Source organism: Aeromonas sp. (genome assembly GCF_050252055.1).
Taxonomy (GTDB): Bacteria; Pseudomonadota; Gammaproteobacteria; order Enterobacterales; family Aeromonadaceae; genus Aeromonas; species Aeromonas caviae.
Genome location: NZ_JBFWLQ010000001.1, coordinates 81598 through 99872, shown reverse-complemented (window position 1 = coordinate 99872; position 18275 = coordinate 81598). Strand labels below are relative to the sequence as shown.

Sequence of the window (18275 nt, the reverse complement as noted above, 5' to 3'; positions counted from 1 at the left end):
CTGATGTGAACACCCGATTGGAGTCTTGTGTGCGTCTACTCTCTGCCGTTGCCCTCACGCTGCTGTTACCGGCGCTCACCGCCTGCTCCGGATTGCCGGGGGCAGCCCCCGATGGCCCGGCCCCCCTGTTCCACACCCATATCAGCGACGACGGGAGCAAGCGCTTCACCTTCGAGGCCGCCCCTCTCGACGTCCTGCCCACCCGGTTGCAGGAGGGAGATGACAACCGGCTGAGCCGCCGCGACAAGAGCCTGCTGGAACGCCGGGAAGCCCTGCAGGACGAGCAGCTCACCCAGATGCTGGCCACGCGCAAGTATTGCCGAAGCGGCTATATCGTCCTCAGCCAGACCTCCTGGAAGATCCGCGGGGAATGCAACGAAAGCGCCAGCCAGGCCGATCGCGATACCTTCCCCAACCTGGCAGGCTGGCAGGAGTAACCCGGGACATAACAACAAAACGGGCAGCCCAGGCTGCCCGTTTCTCATCTCGCTGATTGTCCCCTCAAACGGGTTCATCCGCCGGGCTGGTCAGCTCGGCGCCGTTGTCGATGCGTTTGTGCCCTTCCACCAGGTGAACGAAGTCCACCAGCTCGTCGCCGGAGACACGGAACGCCTGACCGAATCCCTTGACGAACAGCCCCTGCTCGGGCTTGAGCCGAAACAGCACGAAGTCCTTGAGGTTGGAGAGCCCTTTGACTATCTCGCCGAAGCGCCCTTCCAGCGCCGCAACGGCCTTCTCCCAGCGTGCGTCGTCGCGCGCCACCACCTCCGCGACCGCATCGAAGGTCAGACGCTTGCGGGCAAACAGCTCGCGGGCACCGGTTTCGTCCTCGATCAGCATCAGCGATACCTTGGGCACCTGTTGCAGATTGCGGGCGTGGCGAGCTATCTCGGAGATGAGCACGTAGTATCCATCTTCCTGCAGCACGAAGGGGGCATAGCTGGCATTGGGGTTGCCTTCGCCATCCACAGTGGCGAGCTGCAGGGTACGGCAACCGTCGCGGAACTCGCGGATCTCCGGTTGCAGGCGGTTTTGCAGGCGCTCCTGACGTTCACTCATGCTTTCACTTCCTCTTGATACTGACGGCGCAGGGCCATGAAACGCTCCACCTGCTCAGGCAGCAGTTGACGCTGCTCGTCCCGGCCCAGGTAGATCTTGAAAATGCAGCGGCCACTGTGGCCGAAGAACTGGAAGGAGTGCCCCTCCTTGCCCATGAAGAGCTTGCTGATCAGGGCGATGCCCGCCACGTTGTCGAGCTTGAGGTGGCCGTGCAGTTCGCCGTCCCGCCCCATCAGGTTGTAGTAGCCGCGCGCGTTCTTGCCCTTGGGGAAGGGAGCCTTCACCTCGAAGATGGAGCCATCGGATTCGACGATGGTGGTAACCTTACCCCAGCTGGCCAGGTCCGCCAGCAAGGCTTCGGCCTCCCCGGCCGGCACTTGCGTCATCAGGGCGGCAGGCAGATTGCGTACCACCTCCCACTCGCTGACGGCCAGCTCGGTGGCGAGGGTGGACGGGTGGGCGCTGGGGTCTTGCTCCAGCAGCGCGTGAATGCGTTGTGCAATGCTCATCGGTTCTCCCTGGATGATCTGGCGATGGTGCTCGGTGTCGCGGCGGATACTGTAATAAAGCGCCCCAAGTAACGCAATTGATAATCGCTTTCATTCTCAGTGCATTTTGATGGACGACTTGATATTCTCGGCGGCAACCCTATTTCATTCACCCTTCGGAGGTTCGCATGGGCCGTCGTATTGCCCTCGCATTCAGCCTGCTCGGCTGTGCCCTTTCCCTCTCTTCCCCATCCGTCATGGCGGGGGAGCGTATCGTCAGCATAGGCCCGGCCACCACGGAACTCATCCTGGCGCTGGGGGGCGAGCAGAGCCTGGTCGCCACCGATGTCAGCAGTCCGGAGCCCAGAGGCGTGCCCAAGGTCGGCTATCACCGCGCCCTCGCCGCCGAAGGGATCCTGAGCCTCTCTCCGACCCTGGTGGTCGGCAGCGACGAGATGGGCCCGAACAGCACGCTTGATCAGTTGCGCCGTGCCAACGTCAAGGTCGAGGTCATGGCCACAGCCCCTACGCTGGCCAACCTCAACGAGCGTATCGATACCCTGGCCCATCTCCTGGGTGACCAGGCGGCAGGGAGCAAGCTCAAGGAGGAAATTGCCGCCCAAAGCGACACCCTGGCGGCCCAGGCGAAGCAGAACAAGCCCCTCAAGGTCGCCTTCCTGCTGCTGCACAAGGGTCAGCCCACCAGCATCGCTGGCGGCAACACCACCGCCAGCGCCCTCGTCACCCTGGCGGGCGGCGTCAATCCGGTGGCTGGGCTCCACGACTACAAGCCCGTTTCCACCGAATCCCTCATCGAGCTGCAACCTGATCTGGTGCTGGTGAGCGGCCGCGACTGGCAACAGTATCAGGATCCCGACGCCGTCCTGAGCCAAGTGCCCGCCCTGTCAGCCACCCCGGCAGGCAAGAACAAGGCCATCCACGCCATCGACGGACATGCCCTGCAAGGGGGCCTCAGCCTTCGTTCCCTGCAACAGGCGAGCCAGATCGCCCAGTGGATCAAGCAGGGTTCCTGATGCGCCTGCCTCTGCCCTGGCTGCTCGCCCTGACCGGCTGCGCGCTGGCGTTGCTGCTGGTCGGGTCCCTCGCGACCGGCCCCATGTCCCTCTCCCTTGGCGAGAGCCTGCGCGCCCTGTTTGCCGGACCACAGAGCGGGATTGAGGCTCACAAATTATTGATCGTGCAGGAGATCCGTCTGCCACGAACCCTGCTCTGCATCGCCGTGGGGGGCATTCTCGGCCTCTGCGGCGCCGTGATGCAGGGACTGTTTCGCAACCCCCTGGCAGACCCCGGCATCATAGGGGTGTCGGGGGGGGCGGCACTCGGCGCGGCCCTGGCCATCGTGTTGCTCGCCCCGTTGGGCTCGCACCTGCAGAGCCTGCTCGGCCTGGGGTTGCTGCCCCTGCTCGCCTTTCTCGGCGGAGCCCTCACCACCACCCTCGTCTATCTGCTGGGTACCCGGGAAGGGGGCACCTCGGTCACCGTGATGCTGCTGGCCGGGGTGGCCATCACGGCGCTCTCCGGAGCCGTCATCGGACTGCTCACCTATCTCGCGGACGATCAGATGCTGCGCAACCTGAGCCTGTGGCAGATGGGCTCCCTGGCGGCAGGCAAGCCGGTCGATGTGACGCTGGCGCTGCTGACCCTGGCCGCCCTGCTGCTGTTGTTCATGCGCGATGCCAATCCCCTCAACGCCCTGCTGCTGGGAGAGGGAGAGGCCCGGCATCTGGGGGTGAACGTGCAGACGCTGAAGCGTCGCCTCATCCTGCTCACCGCTGCCGGTGTCGGCGTGGCGGTGGCCGTGGCGGGCATGATCGGCTTTGTCGGCCTGGTGGTTCCCCATCTGGTACGGCTGCTGGCCGGTCCCAACCATGTCCGCCTGTTGCCGCTGTCTGCCCTGTTGGGGGCTGGCCTGCTGCTGGGGGCCGACATGCTGGCACGCACCCTGCTCGCTCCGGCCGAGCTGCCCGTCGGCATCATCACCGCCCTGCTGGGGGCCCCCTTCTTCATCTGGCTCTTGGTCAAGAGCCGCCGAACCCTGTAACAGGAGATCGTCACCTTGCCCGGATCCCCCTCCCCCCTGCTCAGTTGCCGGGGCCTTCGCCTCAGTCGTGGCAACCGGCTTATCCTGGACAGCCTGGATCTCGACCTGCATGCCGGCAGCCTGACCGCCCTGCTCGGCCCCAACGGGGCGGGCAAAAGCTCACTGCTCAAGTGCCTGACCGGCGAGCTGGAACATGAAGGGGAGATCCACCTGTTCGGCCAGACCCGCAGGGGGTGGGCCGGCAACGATCTGGCCCACCGGGTCGGTGTGCTGCCGCAAAGCTCCTCCTTGAGCTTCCCCTTCCTGTGCGAAGAGGTGGTGGCCATGGGCCGGCTGCCCCACAGCGAGCCTGCCAGCCGGCGCGACGAGATAGTCCGCGCCGCCATGACCCACGCCGGGGTCGACCATCTGGCGAACCGCCTCTATCCCGGTCTCTCCGGCGGGGAGCGTCAACGGGTGCAGTTCGCCCGGGTGCTGGCCCAGATCTGGCAGGCACCGGAGGAACCGCAGCAAGCGCGGCTGCTGCTGCTGGACGAGCCCACCTCGGCGCTGGATCTCAAATACCAGCACCAGTTGCTCGCCATGGCCCAGGCGCTGGCCGGTCGCAACACCGCCGTGCTGGTGGTGTTGCACGATCTCAATCTGGCAGCCCGCTACGCCGATAGGCTGGTGATGCTGGAGCAGGGCAGGCTGATGGCTGACGGCAGCGCAGGCGAGGTACTGACCCCGGCGCTCATCGCGCGCCTCTACGACTACCCCGCACAGGTGATCCACCACCCCGAGAGCGGCGTCCCCATGGTGGTGTGACACCCGGGGACAGATAGCAACAGAGCGCCATCAGGCGCTCTGTTTTTTTGCGATATCCAGCCCTGGGCTGACCAGCAGGGCAATCCCCACGGGCACATCAGGCTATCTGGTAGCGCCCCGGCTTGTGATTGAGTGTCAACACCAGGTTACAGATGATGGCTGCCACCACGGAAAGCGCCAGCAGCCAGGGGGAGACCACGAAGAAAGAGGCGACGACGATGGCGCAATCCAGCCCCATTTGCAGCTTGCCTGCCCGCACACCCCATCTGTCCTGAATGAAGAGCGCCAGAATGTTGAAGCCCCCCAGGCTCGCCTTGTGGCGGAACATGATGAGCAGCCCCATGCCGATCAGGGTGCCGCCGATCAGCGCCGCATAGACGGGTTCGATCTTGCCGATTTGCAGCACGGCGTTGAGGTGATCCGTCATGAAGGAGACGGTGGCCACGGCGGCAAAGGTATTGAGGGTGAAGCGCGGCCCCATTCTGAGCCAGGCCAGGGCATAGAAAGGCAGGTTCATGGCGAAGAACAGCAGGCCGAAGCTGATGCCGGTCACCTGTTGCAGCAGCAGCGCCAGGCCGGCGGTGCCACCGGTGAGCAGGCCGACCTGATGGAACAGGAAGATGCCGAGGGAAACGAAGCCTGCTGCGGTCAGCAAGGCGAGCACATCCTCATACAGTGGATGCGCAGAGCGTGAAGTGTTGTCCATAACCAGGTATCCAGTCGCGAAGTAAGAGAGTGTTGGCCGCCCGTCGGGCGGAGCGAGCCCCGTGAACCGGGGCTTCGTTATGCCGACAGTCTCCATTTTGAGTGAGATGGATCACAAGTCCCGTCCTTCACGCGCCAAAATGGTGCGCGTCATCCAGGCGTTACAATCCTTGCACCAAAATGTCCCACGCTCACCGCCGGCATGATGCTGAAAAACCTGAAACGGGGCGCTGCCCCCGCACCCGAATCGTTCTAGAATGAGTCGCTTGTCACTGCCAGCGGAACAACAGCGGATGAGAGTCACCGTATTCGGAATAGGTTATGTCGGGTTGGTTCAGGCCGCCGTACTGGCGGAGATGGGTCACAAGGTGATCTGTGTGGATGTGGATGCCGACAAGGTCGCGGCCCTGAAAGCGGGACACATTCCCCTCTTCGAGCCCGGCCTCGCCCCTCTGGTGCTGCGCAATCATCAGGCCGGCCGCCTGATCTTCACCACAGACCCGGCACGGGCGGTGGAGTTTGCCGAGCTTATCTTCATCGCGGTCGGAACGCCGCCGGACGAGGACGGATCCGCCGACCTCCATCAGGTGATGACGGTGGCGGACACCATAGGCCGCCTGATGCAAGGGGGCAAGGTGGTGGTCAACAAGAGCACTGTCCCTGTCGGCACCGCCAGCCGGGTACGGCGACACATTGCGGAGCGCCTCGCCGACCGTGGTCTCGATCTTCCGCTCGACGTGGTCTCCAACCCCGAATTTCTCAAGGAGGGCGCCGCCGTCGCCGACTGCCTGCGGCCGGATCGCATCATCATCGGCACCGACTCCGATCATGCCTTCTCCCTGCTGGAGGAGCTCTACGCCCCCTTCAACCGCAAGCGAGACCGCATCCTGCGGATGGATGCACGCAGCGCCGAACTGACCAAGTACGCCGCCAACGCCATGCTGGCGACCCGCATCTCCTTCATGAACGAGATGGCCACCCTGGCCGAAGCCCTGGGCGCCGACATCGAGGAAGTGCGCAAGGGCATTGGTGCCGATCCGCGCATCGGCCACCACTTCATCTACCCGGGCTGCGGTTATGGCGGATCCTGCTTCCCCAAGGATGTCAGGGCGCTGATCCACACCGCGAAGGAGGCGGGGTGCGAGACCCCCCTGCTGCGCTCGGTGGAGAAGGTCAACGAGGTGCAGAAGCACAGGCTCATGACCCGGCTGCACCACCATTTTGGTGCCAGTCTGTCGGGGCGCACCTTCGCGTTATGGGGACTCGCCTTCAAACCCAATACCGACGACATGCGCGAAGCCCCGAGCAGGGTGCTGATGGAGGCGATCTGGGCGGCAGGAGGCCAGGTGCAGGCGTTCGACCCCGAGGCCATGACCGAGGCCGCCCGCCTCTATGGCCAGCGGGCAGATTTGATCCTGTGCGACACCCAGGAAGCCGCCCTTCAGGGGGCCGATGCCCTGCTCGTCTGCACAGAGTGGCAACAGTTCCGCGCACCGGATTTCGACCTGCTTCGCCAGACCCTGAAGCAGGCCATCATCTTCGACGGCCGCAACCTCTATGACCCGGCCCGTCTGCGCCAGCGCGGTTTCACCTACTATGCCATCGGCCGTGGCGACAGCCTGACCCATCAGGAGGAGCGATGAAGTACCTCGTCACCGGCGCCGCCGGGTTTATCGGATTTCATGTGGCGCGCAGGCTCTGTGGCGACGGCCATCAGGTGGTGGGGATAGACAACCTCAACGACTACTACGCGGTGAGTCTCAAGGAGGCGCGCCTCGCCCTGCTCACGCCTCTGCCCGGCTTTCGCTTCAAGCGCACCGATCTCGCGGACCGCGCGGCCATGGCTTCGCTCTTTGCCCGCGAGCAGTTTGACCGGGTGATCCATCTGGGGGCCCAGGCCGGGGTGCGCTACTCCCTGGACAACCCCTTCGCCTATGCCGACAGCAACCTCACCGGCCACCTCACCGTGCTGGAGGGGTGTCGCCAGACCCGGGTGCAGCATCTGGTCTATGCCTCCTCCAGCTCGGTCTACGGGCTGAACGAACAGATGCCGTTCAAGCCGTCCCATGGGGCGGATCATCCCGTCTCCCTCTATGCGGCGAGCAAGAAGGCGGGGGAGCTGATGGCCCACTCCTACTCCCATCTCTACGGCCTGCCCACCACCGGGCTGCGCTTTTTCACCGTCTACGGCCCCTGGGGTCGGCCCGACATGGCCCTGTTCAAGTTCGTGCACGCCATCCTGAACGGCGACCCCATCGACCTCTACAACCAGGGCCAGCTCTGCCGGGATTTCACCCATGTCGACGACATCGTCGAGGGGATAGTGCGCATCTCAGACATCCCCCCTGCGGGCGATGCCCACTGGCAGGGGGCCCCGGACGCCAGCCCGGCCCCCTATCGCCTCTTCAACATCGGCAACGGCAGCCCGGTCAGGCTGCTGGACTTCGTGGATGCCATCGAGGCGGCCCTCGGCAAACGGGCCATCCGCAACATGCTACCCATGCAGCCCGGCGACGTGCTCGCCACCTGGGCCGACACCCGCTCGTTGTTTGACGCCACGGGCTATCGCCCCCGTGTCGGGCTCAAGGAAGGGGTTGACGGCTTTGTCCGCTGGTATCGGGACTACTACCGGGTCTGAGCCAGGCGAGGTGGCAGGGTCGCCTGGCTCAGACCCTGCGCTCAGGATGAAGGGGTATAGCTGAAGGGCACCATGGTGGGGGAGAGCCCACGACAGGCGGGTTTGAGTGCTTGCGGGCCTGCCAGCAGCCAGTCGGTACGGTGACGGTTGCCGAGGTTTTCCATCTTCGCGGGGTCAAAACACCTCACCATCAGGTCGGCGCTCCCCAGTACCCAGCGCCCGGGGGCAGCCTCTATCCAGGCGGCAGCTTCCCGGGCCTGCTCCCCGTCTCCCATCAGATAAGGGTAATGTTTCACTGGTTGCAGGCTAAACAGCAGATGCTGCTCCTTGAAGCCCGCCAGCAGCAGTTCATCCCCCGCGGGCACCCTCTGCGCCGCCAATGCCATGACTGCCTGAGGGGTTCGCACCTCGTTGAGGCGCACGCTTATCCAGCAGGAGTAGATCAGCCACCCCACCGCCAGGGAGCAGAGAATGGCGGTCAGTGGCGCCCGGCGAAGCCAGGCATTGATCAGCAGCAAGGATCCCCCCAGCACCAGCAGGGGAAGCCAGGGATCCGGCCCCAGTTCCCCCAGACGGCTGACCACTCTGTCGCTAAATGCCAGCACCAGAGCCCCCACCAGCCCTACCCCTCCCAGCAACCAGCCGAGCCCGGCCAGTAGCCGCCCCGGCCAGACCCTGGCCAGCAGGGTGCCGATGAAGGGTGCGGTCAGGAGCGCCAGGGCGGGCGTACCGGGCGTGATGTAGACGCCCCGCTTGCCTGGCGAGCAGGAGAAAAACAGCACCACCAGCATCAGATAACCCAGCAGCAGCAGGATACGCCTGTCCTGCGCCCGAATGGCGCGCCGCCAGGTCACCACCAGCCAGGGCAGCAGCAGAGAGAGTGGCAGCCAGAACAGCGGGATCACCGAGGTGAGGTAGTACCAGAAGGGTTTGACGTGGTGCCAGGCGCTGGTATAGCGAGTCACCGTCTGGCGCAGCAGTATGTTGTCTCTGTAGGCCAGCAGGAGGGGATCCCCGCTTCGGGTCACGGCCTCCAGCATGGGGACCAGCCAGAGGCTCATCGCCAGGGCCATGGCCAGCGACCCGAGCAGGGCCTTCAGCCAGGCTGACAAAGGCGCGGCGCGGATTTGCGACCTGTGGGTCCAGAGCGCGGGAAGCAGCACCAGCAGGGCCAGTACTCCCACCCCCTTGGTGATGACGCCAAGCCCCGCGGCAAACCAGCCGAGCCAGTACCAGCGCCACCCTCCCTCGCAGAGCAGGAAGCGCAGAAAACCATAGAGACCGAGGGTGATGAAGGCCGTCGCCAGGGCATCGATCTGCGCCGTCTTGGCCTGCAGGGTGAACTGGACGGTGAACAGCAGCAACAGCCCGGCCATAAAGCCGACCGCTGGGTTCCATAACCGACGCCCCAGGTCCCACACAAGCAAGATGGTCAGCAACCCCGCCAGCAGGGAAGGCAGCAGAAAGGCCACCTTGATGGAACCAGTCAACACATAACCGATCGCGATCCCCCACATAAACAGCGGCGGCTTGTCCGGATAGAGCTCCCCGCCGCGCATGGGGAAGAGCCACTGGCCACTCTCCACCATCTCCTTGGCGATCAGGGCAAAGCGCGGCTCGTCCGCCGGCCAGGGGTCCCGCAGACCCAGCCCGGCCCCCAGCACCACCAGCGCGATCAGCAGCAACCAGCCAAGGGACGTCTGATTGAGCAGGGTGCGATCACTCACCATGACGAGCCTCCCCGGTCACTCCCTTGTCACGCCGCCAGCCCCGATGCTGAATATCGAGATAGAGGCTGTAGAGCGCGGTGAAGGTGGGGAAGAGGTTTTGCAGCACGCCGACGGAGTCCTGCTTGGGAGAGAAGGTGAAGTAGCTGAGCGTCATCAGGCTGCCGAGCACGCTCATGTACCAGAACAGGCGCGGGATGACGGGTCGCCCCGCCCGCCTGGACGCCAGAAACTGCACCAGCCAGCGTCCGCCGAACATCAGCGCCCCCGTGTAGCCGATCAGCTTCCAGCCGGTGACGTGCATCCCGGTCCAGTCCAGCCAGTCGATGGGGGCAGACAGCCAGGCGTCCATCACTCCAGCATCTCCCGGATTTCAACCACCTTGGAGCGGCGCTGCAACCACCAGACCCCGACCACGTCCACCAGCCCGACCCAGAGCCGGTTCCAGACCCCGTATTTGGAGATGCCCGCCTGGCGTGGCCTGTGGTTGACCGGCCAGGGCGCCATGCGCCCCCCTTGAGCCTGGATCAGCGCGGGGATGTAGCGGTGCATGTGATTGAAGGCAGGCAGTTTCAGATACCAGTCGCGACGCACGACCTTGAGCCCGCAGCCGGTATCCGGAATGCCGTCGCGCAGCAGCAGGTCGCGAAAGCCGTTGGCCAGCGTTGAAGAGAGACGCTTGACCCAGTCGTCGCGGCGGTTGACCCGGTGGCCGATGAGGCCCACCTGGTATGGATCGCTCTGGTAGCGGCGCATCGCCTCCTCCAGCATGGCGGGAATGTCGGCGGGATCGTTCTGACCATCGCCGTCGAGTACCACCAGCCAGTCGCCACGCCCGTGGCGCACCCCGCTCAGCACCGCCATGCTCTGGCCCACGGCATGGACATGGCATAGCACCTTCAGCCTGGTGAAACGCGTCTGCAAATCGCGCAGCACCACATGACTTCCGTCCACGCTGCCATCGTCCACATAGATAAGTTCGTACTCGAACCTGCCCCCAAGGGCGGCATCTATTTCGCCGACGAGCGGGGCCAGATTGTCCCGTTCATCCTTGGCGGGTACCACGACAGAAATATCGACCGATTCGACCATATGCATATCCTGCCCTCATCCGAGGCGCTATCGATTCACCCGGCCGACCCGACGACATTGCATCGTGGCCTGGCTGACATCATGCAAATACAAGGCGTTAGAAAACAACTGTGTCAGCATATTGAACCTCAATTAACAAATCTGTCAAAGCAGTCACTGACCCGGGAGCCATACCGCCTCTCCCCTGCACCAAAAGTTCCATACCGTTTTCATCTCTGTTGCTCACCCACATAACCAGATGTTCCATCTGCTGGCTGGCGTCCCTCCCCGGATCGGGCCTATATGTTGCGGATACCAAAGACGAGGTTTCCATGAAAAAACGACTCTGGGGCTGGGGACTCCTGATACTGCTGGCCACCACTTCCCACGCAGATCCCTTTCGTCAGGCCCCCAAGGCCATGAGCGCACTGCGCCAGGGCGCCGCCATGGAACAGGGCAATCTGAGGCAGGCCATCGCCCACTACTGCACCGCCGCCAACCTTGGCAACCCGGAAGCCTATTACCGCATCGGCCGCCTGCTGGCCCGCGGCCCCCAGGGGATCCGCAATGCCCGCAGCGCCAACGCCTACCTGGCCATGGCCATGCGCCTTGGCAACCAGCAGGCCGCCCGTTACTACAACGAGCGGGTCGGCAATGCCCCCCTGGGTACCTGCGGCATCGGAGGCGGTGGCGGAGCCCCCTGGGTGCGCCCCAGTACTCCCTTCGATCAGGAGCGCTACCTGGCCAGACAGTCACAGGCCAAGCAAAAGCTGGCCGTCATGATCCGCCAGGCCGCCCAGCGTCACAAAGTGGACCCCCAGCTCGCCCTGGCCATCGCCATCGCCGAATCCAATCTGAACAGCACCGCCGTCTCCCCCAAGCAGGCACAGGGCGTCATGCAGCTCATTCCCGAAACCCAGGCTCGCTTCGGCGTGACCCGGCCGTTCGATGCCCAGCAGAACATCCGTGGTGCCATGATCTACCTGAAGTGGCTGGAGAAGCAGTTCGGTCCGGACTGGGTGAGGATCAGCGCCGCCTACAACGCCGGGGAACAGGCCGTGCTGCGCCATGGCGGTGTGCCGCCCTATCAGGAAACCCAGGAGTATGTGCAGCGGGTGCTCTACTACTCGGGGCAGGATCCTGACAAACCGGCCCGCCGCAGCTCACCGCGCTGAGCTTGCCCGGTTGCCCCTCTTCCCTCGCGCCTGTCGGCCGTCCCGGCCTGCGGCGCCCGGCTTTGCCGCCCCTCTCCCATTGGTTTACAATCGACGGGTTTTTTGGAACCGGGTTGACGGCCCGTCGACCCGGCCCCACCACGACATCAGTTTGTTAATGCCAAGACATTAAACTGCTGAAAGGAAGAGAATTAGCCAATGGCTCAATTTATTTACACCATGAACAGGGTTGGCAAGGTCGTGCCGCCCAAGCGTCATATTCTCAAGAACATCTCCCTCTCCTTCTTCCCGGGGGCCAAGATAGGCGTGCTGGGTCTGAACGGCGCCGGGAAATCGACCCTGCTGCGCATCATGGCGGGCATCGACACCGAGATCGAAGGGGAAGCCCGTCCGCAGCCCGGCATCAAGATCGGCTACCTGCCCCAGGAGCCGAAGCTGGATCCGGAGCAGACCGTACGCGAAGCGGTCGAAGAGGCGGTCGGCGACGTCAAACGCGCCATGGCGCGCCTCGACGAGGTCTATGCAGCCTACGCCGACCCGGATGCGGATTTTGACAAGCTGGCCCGCGAACAGGGCGAGCTGGAAGCCATCATCGCCGCCCAGGGCGGTCACAACATGGAAAACCAGCTGGAGCGCGCGGCCGATGCCCTGCGCCTGCCGGCCTGGGATGCCCAGATCAAGCACCTCTCCGGTGGTGAGCGCCGCCGCGTGGCCCTGTGCCGCCTGCTGCTGGAAAAGCCGGACATGCTGCTGCTGGACGAACCGACCAACCACCTGGATGCGGAATCCGTGGCCTGGCTGGAGCGCTTCCTGCACGACTACGAAGGCACCGTCGTGGCCATCACCCACGACCGCTACTTCCTCGACAACGTGGCGGGCTGGATCCTGGAGCTGGACCGCGGCGAAGGCATCCCCTGGGAGGGCAACTACTCCTCCTGGCTGGAGCAAAAAGATGCCCGTCTGGCCCAGGAAGCGAGTTCCGAAGCCGCCCGTCGCAAGTCCATCGAGAAGGAACTGGAGTGGGTTCGTCAGAACCCGAAAGGCCGTCAGGCCAAATCCAAGGCTCGTATGGCTCGCTTCGAAGAGCTCAACACCAACGACTACCAGAAGCGCAACGAGACCAACGAGCTGTTCATTCCGCCCGGACCGCGCCTGGGCGACAAGGTGGTGGAGGTGGCCAACCTCTGCAAGTCCTATGGCGACCGCCAGCTGATCGATGATCTCTCCTTCTCCATTCCGAAGGGTGCCATCGTCGGCATCATCGGTCCGAACGGTGCCGGTAAATCGACCCTGTTCCGCATGATGTCGGGTCAGGAGCAACCGGATTCCGGTTCCATCACCCTGGGTGACACCGTGGTGCTGGCCTCCGTGGATCAGTTCCGCGACAGCATGAACGACAAGAAGACGGTGTTCGAGGAAGTCGCCGACGGCCAGGACATCCTGCGCATCGGCAACTACGAGTTCCCGAGCCGCGCCTACATCGGCCGCTTCAACTTCAAGGGTTCCGACCAGCAGAAGCGGGTCGGCGAGCTCTCCGGTGGTGAACGTGGCCGTCTGCACCTGGCCAAGCTGCTGCAGACCGGCGGCAACGTGCTGCTGCTGGATGAACCGACCAACGATCTGGACATCGAAACCCTGCGCGCCCTCGAGAACGCCCTGCTGGAGTTCCCGGGTTGCGCCATGGTCATCTCCCACGACCGCTGGTTCCTCGACCGCATCGCCACCCACATTCTGGACTACCAGGACGAGGGCAAGATCGAGTTCTTTGAAGGCAACTTCACCGAATACGAAGAGTGGAAGAAGAAGACCTACGGTGCCGAGGCTATCCAGCCGCGCCGCGCCAAGTACAAGCGCATTGCCAAGTAAGGCGAGGCAACAGCTGCGCCGCCAGGTATGACGTCACAAGGGGAGCCGGGGCTCCCCTTTTTTGCCTCTTCTGACTTACAATCTCCACCTATTCCCCAGCGATAGCGACCCATGACCCAAGCCTCCACCACCAGACTCACCATCCAGATCCGGCTCGAACCCGGCTGCCTGGGGCCGGATGGCAAGCAGCACATCGATACCTTCTGCGCGGCCGCCAACCGGATCCTCGCCGCCATCGAACCCCGACGGGTGCACTGGGTGCTGCTGCCCCGCCATGACAAGCAACTTGCCGAGCAGGCCTACTTCCTTGATGGCCGCCCCTTGAGCGAAACCCAGGCCACCCTGCTGCTGCAACGCATGGGGTTGACCCTCGATCCCTTGCTGGAGCAGAGCGATGCCGTGCTGAGCCAGCTTATCGAACGCTACCAGAAAAACCGTTGATCCCGATGTGGAAACGGGGCTCTATTGGTCCCCTTTCTCCTGCCTCCGGGAGAAAACGTTTGAATTTTTACTCTATTCATTGATCCGCCTCGCACATCCGGGGTTTGTAAACCTGGCCGCCTGTGTGAAAATGTGCGCGCTGTCACGGTATCAGGACGAGTCTGGTCACTTCACCGCCAGAATCAGGGTCCGTCGCCCCGCATGGATGGGCCGGGCCCCCTGCTGCCTATTTCACGTCACCCATTGGAATCCAACATGAATCAACCACATCACGCTACCGGGCAGACCGCCAGCCCGGCTGCCGGGCAGGGATTGCTCGAGCGCCTGTTTGCCCTGCGCGGTCATGGCACCACGGCCCGCACCGAGGTGATCGCCGGCATCACCACCTTCCTGACCATGGTCTACATCGTCTTCGTCAACCCGCAGATCCTCTCTGCGGCAGGCATGGACACCCAGGCCGTGTTCGTTACCACCTGCCTCATCGCCGGCATCGGCAGCATCCTGATGGGTCTGCTGGCGAACCTGCCCATCGCCCTGGCTCCCGCCATGGGCCTCAACGCCTTCTTCGCCTTCGTGGTGGTGGCTGGCATGGGCTACTCCTGGCAGGTCGGCATGGGCACCATCTTCTGGGGTGCGCTGGGCCTGCTGATCCTGACCCTGCTGCGGGTACGCTACTGGCTCATCGCCAACATTCCCCTGACACTTCGGGTCGGCATCACCGCCGGCATCGGTCTGCTCATCGCCCTGCTCGGCCTGCACAATGCCGGCATCGTGGTCGCGAGCCCCGCCACCATGGTGACCGTGGGCAACCTCACCTCCCTGCCCTGCCTGCTGGGGCTGCTCGGCTTCTTCCTCATCTGCATCTTCTCCGCCCGCGGCGTCCACTCAGCCGTGCTCATCGCCATCGTGGTGACCACCACCCTCGGCTGGCTGTTCGGCGACGTCACCTTCAAGGGCTTCGTCTCCGTGCCGCCGAGCATTGCACCGGTCTTCGGCCAGCTGGACCTGATGGGATCGCTGGACATCAGCCTCGCCGGGATCATCTTCTCCTTCATGCTGGTCAACCTGTTCGACTCTTCCGGCACCCTGATCGGCGTGACCAACCGCGCCAAGCTGGCCGATGACAAGGGGCACTTCCCGCGCATGAAGCAGGCCCTGGTGGTGGACAGCGTCAGCTCCGTCGGCGGCGCCTTCATGGGGACCTCGTCCGTGACGGCCTACATCGAGAGCAGCTCCGGCGTCGCCGTCGGCGGTCGCACCGGCCTGACCGCCATCGTGGTGGGCATCCTGTTCCTGCTGGCCATCTTCTTCTCTCCGGTCGCCGCCATGGTACCGGCGTATGCCGCAGCGGGGGCTCTCATCTACGTGGGCGTGCTGATGTGCTCCGAGCTGACCCGGGTAAAGTGGGAAGACCTGACCGAAGCGGTGCCGGCCTTCATGACCGCGGTGATGATGCCGTTCAGCTTCTCCATCACCGAGGGGATCGCCGTGGGCTTCATCTCCTACTGCGTGATGAAGGCGGGCACCGGCCGCTGGCGCGAGATCAACCCCTGCGTGCTGGTGGTAGCCCTGCTCTTCGTCCTCAAGTTTGTCTGGGTCGATGCCCACTGATTTTTCTTCCATGAAAAGAAAACCAGACTCTGAAAACAAAAATGCCCGTCATCGACGGGCATTTTTTTATGGCGGGCTCAGGGCTCAGCGAATACCGCGGGCCTCACGGATCCACTCCCAGGCCTGCTGGATCTCCTGGGTCTTCTCCTTGGCCATCTCCATCATCTCGGGGGGCAATCCCTTGGCGGCCAGCTTGTCAGGGTGATGCTTGCTCATCTCCTTGCGATAGGCACGCTTGATCTCCTGATCGCTGTCGCTCTCGTTTACCCCAAGCAACTGATAGGCATCCTTGAGGCGATCCCGGGAGGGGGGCTCCTGGCGGTATTGCTGCCCCTGGCCACCGCCCTGCTGTTGCTGACGGTGGAAGAAGTTCATCTGGGCCTCGGCCATGGCCAGAATGCGGGCCAGCTCGATGCGACTGAACCCCAGCTCGTCGGCGATGGTTTGCAGGATGGCCCGCTCGTTCGCCTCTACCTGACCGTCGGCGAAGGCGGCCTGCAGCTGGACCTCGAGGAAGAAGCGCAGGATGTCGCGCTGTCCCAGGCTCGCCTGGCGAAACTCTGCCAGGGTCTCGCGCAGGGGGAAGTCCGCCTCCTTGCCAAGGCGAAACGACTCCTGAGCCCGTACCCGCTGCTCTCCGGCCAGACGCATCCTGTCCATCAGGTTGGACGCGACCCGTATTTCGTGCTCGGTGACCTGGCCGCTCGCCTTGGCGATGTGGCCCATGACGGCGAAGGTGGCATGGAAAAAGACGGCCTGTTGCTGCTGGCTGGGTGCCCGCTGGAAGGCCCCGCGGATCCCCATGCCCCGATCGAAGCGATGGCCGATCCACAGGCCCAGCAGGGCACCGAAGATGTTGCCGAGCAGAAAACCGAAGAAGGTGCCAAGCACCTTGCCCCAAATACGCATGGTTCAAGACCTCGTGATGTTAATGGGTGCCGGCGAGCAGTTTCTCGTCCAGCTCGCGCAGCCGATCCACTGTGCCGATGTCGCGCCACTCGCCTGCCAGCAGGCTGCCACCCACCCGTCCCTGCGCCATCCAGTCGCGCAGCAGGGGGGCCAGCTTGCGCGCCCCGCAGGGCAAGCCAGCAAAGGCAGCGGGGTGATAGAGACCGACGCCGCTGAAGGTGAGGGCCGGGGTGTCCAGCACCCGACCCGCTTGCAGGGAGAAGTCCCCTTGCGGATGCTGGGGAGGATTGGGCACCAGCCAGAGGTGGGCGAGATCCTCCCCAAGCGGCTGGCTCACCAGAGCGCGATAATCCAGGTCGAGCCAGGTATCGCCGTTGATCACCAGAAAGGGTTCGCTGCCCAGCAAGGGCAGCGCCTGCACGATGCCGCCGGCGGTCTCGAGCGCGCTCTCTTCGGCCGACCAGTGGATGGATACCCCGAGCGCACTGCCATCGCCGAGGGCCGCCACCAGCTTGTGTCCGAGCCAGGCGTGGTTGATCACAAGCTGGGTCACCCCGGCAGCAGCCAGCTTCTCGATGTGGTGCACGATGAGCGGCTTGCCCCCCGCCGCCAGCAGCGGCTTGGGCAGCAGATCGGTGAGCGGACGCATCCGCTCGCCGCGCCCGGCGGCCAGGATCATCGCCTTCATGGTGTCACCCCGGTGCGCGCCAATCCGGGCAGCACCACCTGCTCCAGCCACTGGCCGAAGCGGGCCAGCACCGGATAGGCGGCGCCATGGCTGCGACAGACATCGACCACGTAGCCCAGGGTACGGGGAATGTCCTTGAGGTAGCCGGCCTTGCCATCGCGGTGATAGAGGCGAGTGAAGAGACCTGCCGCCTTGAGATGGCGCTGCATGCCGGTGAGATCGGCTGCGCGACGAAACGCGGCATAGTCCAGATTGCCAAGCAGGCCGGCCCCTTGCAGGGTGTCGAAGCCAAGTCGCATGCCCTGCTCGATCACCGCGTCCGGCCAGCGCACGTAGCAGTCTTTCAGCAGGGAGACCAGGTCATAGCTCAGCGGCCCGATGACCATGTCCTGGAAGTCGATAAGGGCGAGGTCGCTCTCCTTCGGGTTCATCCCGCCGCACACCATCAGGTTGCGGCTGTGGAAGTCCCGGTGCATCACTCCTTGTGGCTGGGCCTGGTTGCTCGCCGTGAGGCAGGCGAAGGTCTCCGCCAGCAACTGCTGCTCTTCATCGCTCAGGGTCAGTTGCAGGTGATGCCCCAGCAACCACTCGGGGAAGATGGCATTTTCACGGGCCATGAAGGCCTCATCGAAGGGCTCGAGCTCGAGCGCCACGGCGCCGAGCCCTGGCAGCAGGGCGATGGCCTTGCCATACCAGGCCAGTACGCTCTCTTCGTTCAGGCAGCCGATAAGCTGGGTATCCCCCAGATCCGTCACCGCCAGCAATCCCTGCTCGTAGTCGACCCCCTTTACCTCGGGGGCCAGCAGCCCCGCATCGTGCAGGGCGGTGGCATTGCGAACGAATTCATGATTTTTTTCGGTTTTCGGATTAGCATCCACCCACACCAGACCGCCGCCCCGGAAGTAGCGGCGGAAACTGGCGTCACCGGAAATAAGCGTCAACGAGAGGTTGGCGTCACCGGAAATCCGGCGAGCCCATTGCAAAAGCAGGGAAGCGCGATCGTGCATGAGTCGGGAACCAAATTGGAA

General features: G+C 64.1%; 19 protein-coding genes. 10 read left to right on the top strand and 9 right to left on the bottom strand.

Annotation, left to right across the window (positions count from 1 at the left end; genetic code table 11):
- Positions 1-29 precede the first annotated feature (29 nt).
- Positions 30-437 carry a hypothetical protein gene (locus AB7E19_RS00450; protein ID WP_316286719.1) on the top strand — a complete coding sequence of 136 codons (408 nt, stop codon included), beginning with the start codon at positions 30-32 and terminating at the stop codon, positions 435-437.
- Between the two features lie 64 nt (positions 438-501).
- Here AB7E19_RS00450 and hutZ read toward each other — a convergent pair whose 3' ends face one another.
- Both hutZ and hutX read right to left on the bottom strand, forming a co-directional pair.
- Complete coding sequence (hutZ, locus tag AB7E19_RS00445; RefSeq protein ID WP_010673228.1) at positions 502-1059, bottom strand: heme utilization protein HutZ; 558 nt, start codon at positions 1057-1059, stop codon at positions 502-504.
- Positions 1056-1568: a heme utilization cystosolic carrier protein HutX gene (gene hutX, locus AB7E19_RS00440; protein WP_322131507.1), complete on the bottom strand. Its 513-nt coding sequence runs from the start codon at positions 1566-1568 to the stop codon at positions 1056-1058. Before hutX ends, hutZ begins: the two co-directional genes overlap by 4 nt.
- A gap of 167 nt (positions 1569-1735) precedes the next feature.
- Between hutX and AB7E19_RS00435 the strand changes: the two genes are divergently transcribed.
- From AB7E19_RS00435 to AB7E19_RS00425, 3 genes are read left to right on the top strand one after another with little or no spacing between them, the layout of a single operon-like run.
- Positions 1736-2581: a heme/hemin ABC transporter substrate-binding protein gene (locus AB7E19_RS00435; protein WP_322131506.1), complete on the top strand. Its 846-nt coding sequence runs from the start codon at positions 1736-1738 to the stop codon at positions 2579-2581.
- On the top strand, positions 2578-3609 hold the full coding sequence (locus AB7E19_RS00430) for a FecCD family ABC transporter permease (protein WP_039040072.1): 1032 nt from the start codon (positions 2578-2580) through the stop codon (positions 3607-3609). Before AB7E19_RS00435 ends, AB7E19_RS00430 begins: the two co-directional genes overlap by 4 nt.
- A gap of 15 nt (positions 3610-3624) precedes the next feature.
- Positions 3625-4416, top strand: a complete 792-nt coding sequence (locus tag AB7E19_RS00425; protein WP_427934425.1) for a heme ABC transporter ATP-binding protein — start codon at positions 3625-3627, stop codon at positions 4414-4416.
- Between the two features lie 97 nt (positions 4417-4513).
- Here the strand turns inward: AB7E19_RS00425 and AB7E19_RS00420 are convergent, their stop codons facing one another.
- A complete protein-coding gene (locus tag AB7E19_RS00420; protein ID WP_039040037.1) occupies positions 4514-5122 on the bottom strand; it encodes a YitT family protein in 609 nt (202 codons plus the stop codon).
- Positions 5123-5414: 292 nt separating this feature from the next.
- Here AB7E19_RS00420 and AB7E19_RS00415 point away from each other — a divergent pair, with 292 nt between their 5' ends.
- Together AB7E19_RS00415 and AB7E19_RS00410 are read left to right on the top strand one after the other, a co-directional pair.
- Positions 5415-6764 (top strand): UDP-glucose/GDP-mannose dehydrogenase family protein, encoded by a 1350-nt coding sequence (locus tag AB7E19_RS00415; protein WP_322131505.1) that lies wholly within the window; start codon positions 5415-5417, stop codon positions 6762-6764.
- Positions 6761-7759, top strand: a complete 999-nt coding sequence (locus AB7E19_RS00410; protein ID WP_322131504.1) for an NAD-dependent epimerase — start codon at positions 6761-6763, stop codon at positions 7757-7759. The genes AB7E19_RS00415 and AB7E19_RS00410 overlap by 4 nt, the downstream gene beginning before the upstream one ends.
- Positions 7760-7800: 41 nt before the next feature.
- Here the strand turns inward: AB7E19_RS00410 and AB7E19_RS00405 are convergent, their stop codons facing one another.
- Genes AB7E19_RS00405 through AB7E19_RS00395 form a run of 3 tightly spaced genes read right to left on the bottom strand, consistent with a single transcriptional unit; the run spans position 7801 to position 10578 of the window.
- Complete coding sequence (locus tag AB7E19_RS00405) at positions 7801-9489, bottom strand: ArnT family glycosyltransferase (protein ID WP_322130974.1); 1689 nt, start codon at positions 9487-9489, stop codon at positions 7801-7803.
- Entirely contained in the window at positions 9479-9838 is a 360-nt protein-coding gene (locus AB7E19_RS00400; protein ID WP_322131028.1) for a lipid-A-disaccharide synthase N-terminal domain-containing protein, read from the bottom strand. The genes AB7E19_RS00405 and AB7E19_RS00400 overlap by 11 nt, the downstream gene beginning before the upstream one ends.
- On the bottom strand, positions 9838-10578 hold the full coding sequence (locus AB7E19_RS00395; protein WP_045523762.1) for a glycosyltransferase family 2 protein: 741 nt from the start codon (positions 10576-10578) through the stop codon (positions 9838-9840). Before AB7E19_RS00395 ends, AB7E19_RS00400 begins: the two co-directional genes overlap by 1 nt.
- A gap of 311 nt (positions 10579-10889) precedes the next feature.
- On the opposite strand from AB7E19_RS00395, the gene AB7E19_RS00390 reads away from it, so the two are divergent.
- From AB7E19_RS00390 to AB7E19_RS00375, 4 genes are all read left to right on the top strand, one after another.
- The gene (locus AB7E19_RS00390; protein ID WP_322130975.1) at positions 10890-11732 is read left to right on the top strand and encodes a lytic transglycosylase domain-containing protein; all 843 of its coding nucleotides are present in this window, start codon (positions 10890-10892) and stop codon (positions 11730-11732) included.
- A 198-nt stretch (positions 11733-11930) separates the two neighbouring features.
- Positions 11931-13598 carry an energy-dependent translational throttle protein EttA gene (gene ettA, locus AB7E19_RS00385; RefSeq protein ID WP_010673216.1) on the top strand — a complete coding sequence of 556 codons (1668 nt, stop codon included), beginning with the start codon at positions 11931-11933 and terminating at the stop codon, positions 13596-13598.
- 111 nt (positions 13599-13709) lie between these two features.
- On the top strand, positions 13710-14039 hold the full coding sequence (locus AB7E19_RS00380; RefSeq protein WP_045523765.1) for a hypothetical protein: 330 nt from the start codon (positions 13710-13712) through the stop codon (positions 14037-14039).
- Between the two features lie 255 nt (positions 14040-14294).
- A complete protein-coding gene (locus tag AB7E19_RS00375; protein WP_045523766.1) occupies positions 14295-15650 on the top strand; it encodes an NCS2 family permease in 1356 nt (451 codons plus the stop codon).
- Between the two features lie 84 nt (positions 15651-15734).
- On the opposite strand, the gene djlA is transcribed toward AB7E19_RS00375, so the two are convergent.
- From djlA to AB7E19_RS00360, 3 genes are read right to left on the bottom strand one after another with little or no spacing between them, the layout of a single operon-like run.
- On the bottom strand, positions 15735-16559 hold the full coding sequence (djlA, locus tag AB7E19_RS00370; RefSeq protein WP_102948878.1) for a co-chaperone DjlA: 825 nt from the start codon (positions 16557-16559) through the stop codon (positions 15735-15737).
- Between the two features lie 19 nt (positions 16560-16578).
- Positions 16579-17247: an N-acetylmuramate alpha-1-phosphate uridylyltransferase MurU gene (murU, locus tag AB7E19_RS00365; protein ID WP_052816414.1), complete on the bottom strand. Its 669-nt coding sequence runs from the start codon at positions 17245-17247 to the stop codon at positions 16579-16581.
- Complete coding sequence (locus tag AB7E19_RS00360; protein ID WP_322131014.1) at positions 17244-18254, bottom strand: aminoglycoside phosphotransferase family protein; 1011 nt, start codon at positions 18252-18254, stop codon at positions 17244-17246. Before AB7E19_RS00360 ends, murU begins: the two co-directional genes overlap by 4 nt.
- Positions 18255-18275 lie beyond the last annotated feature (21 nt).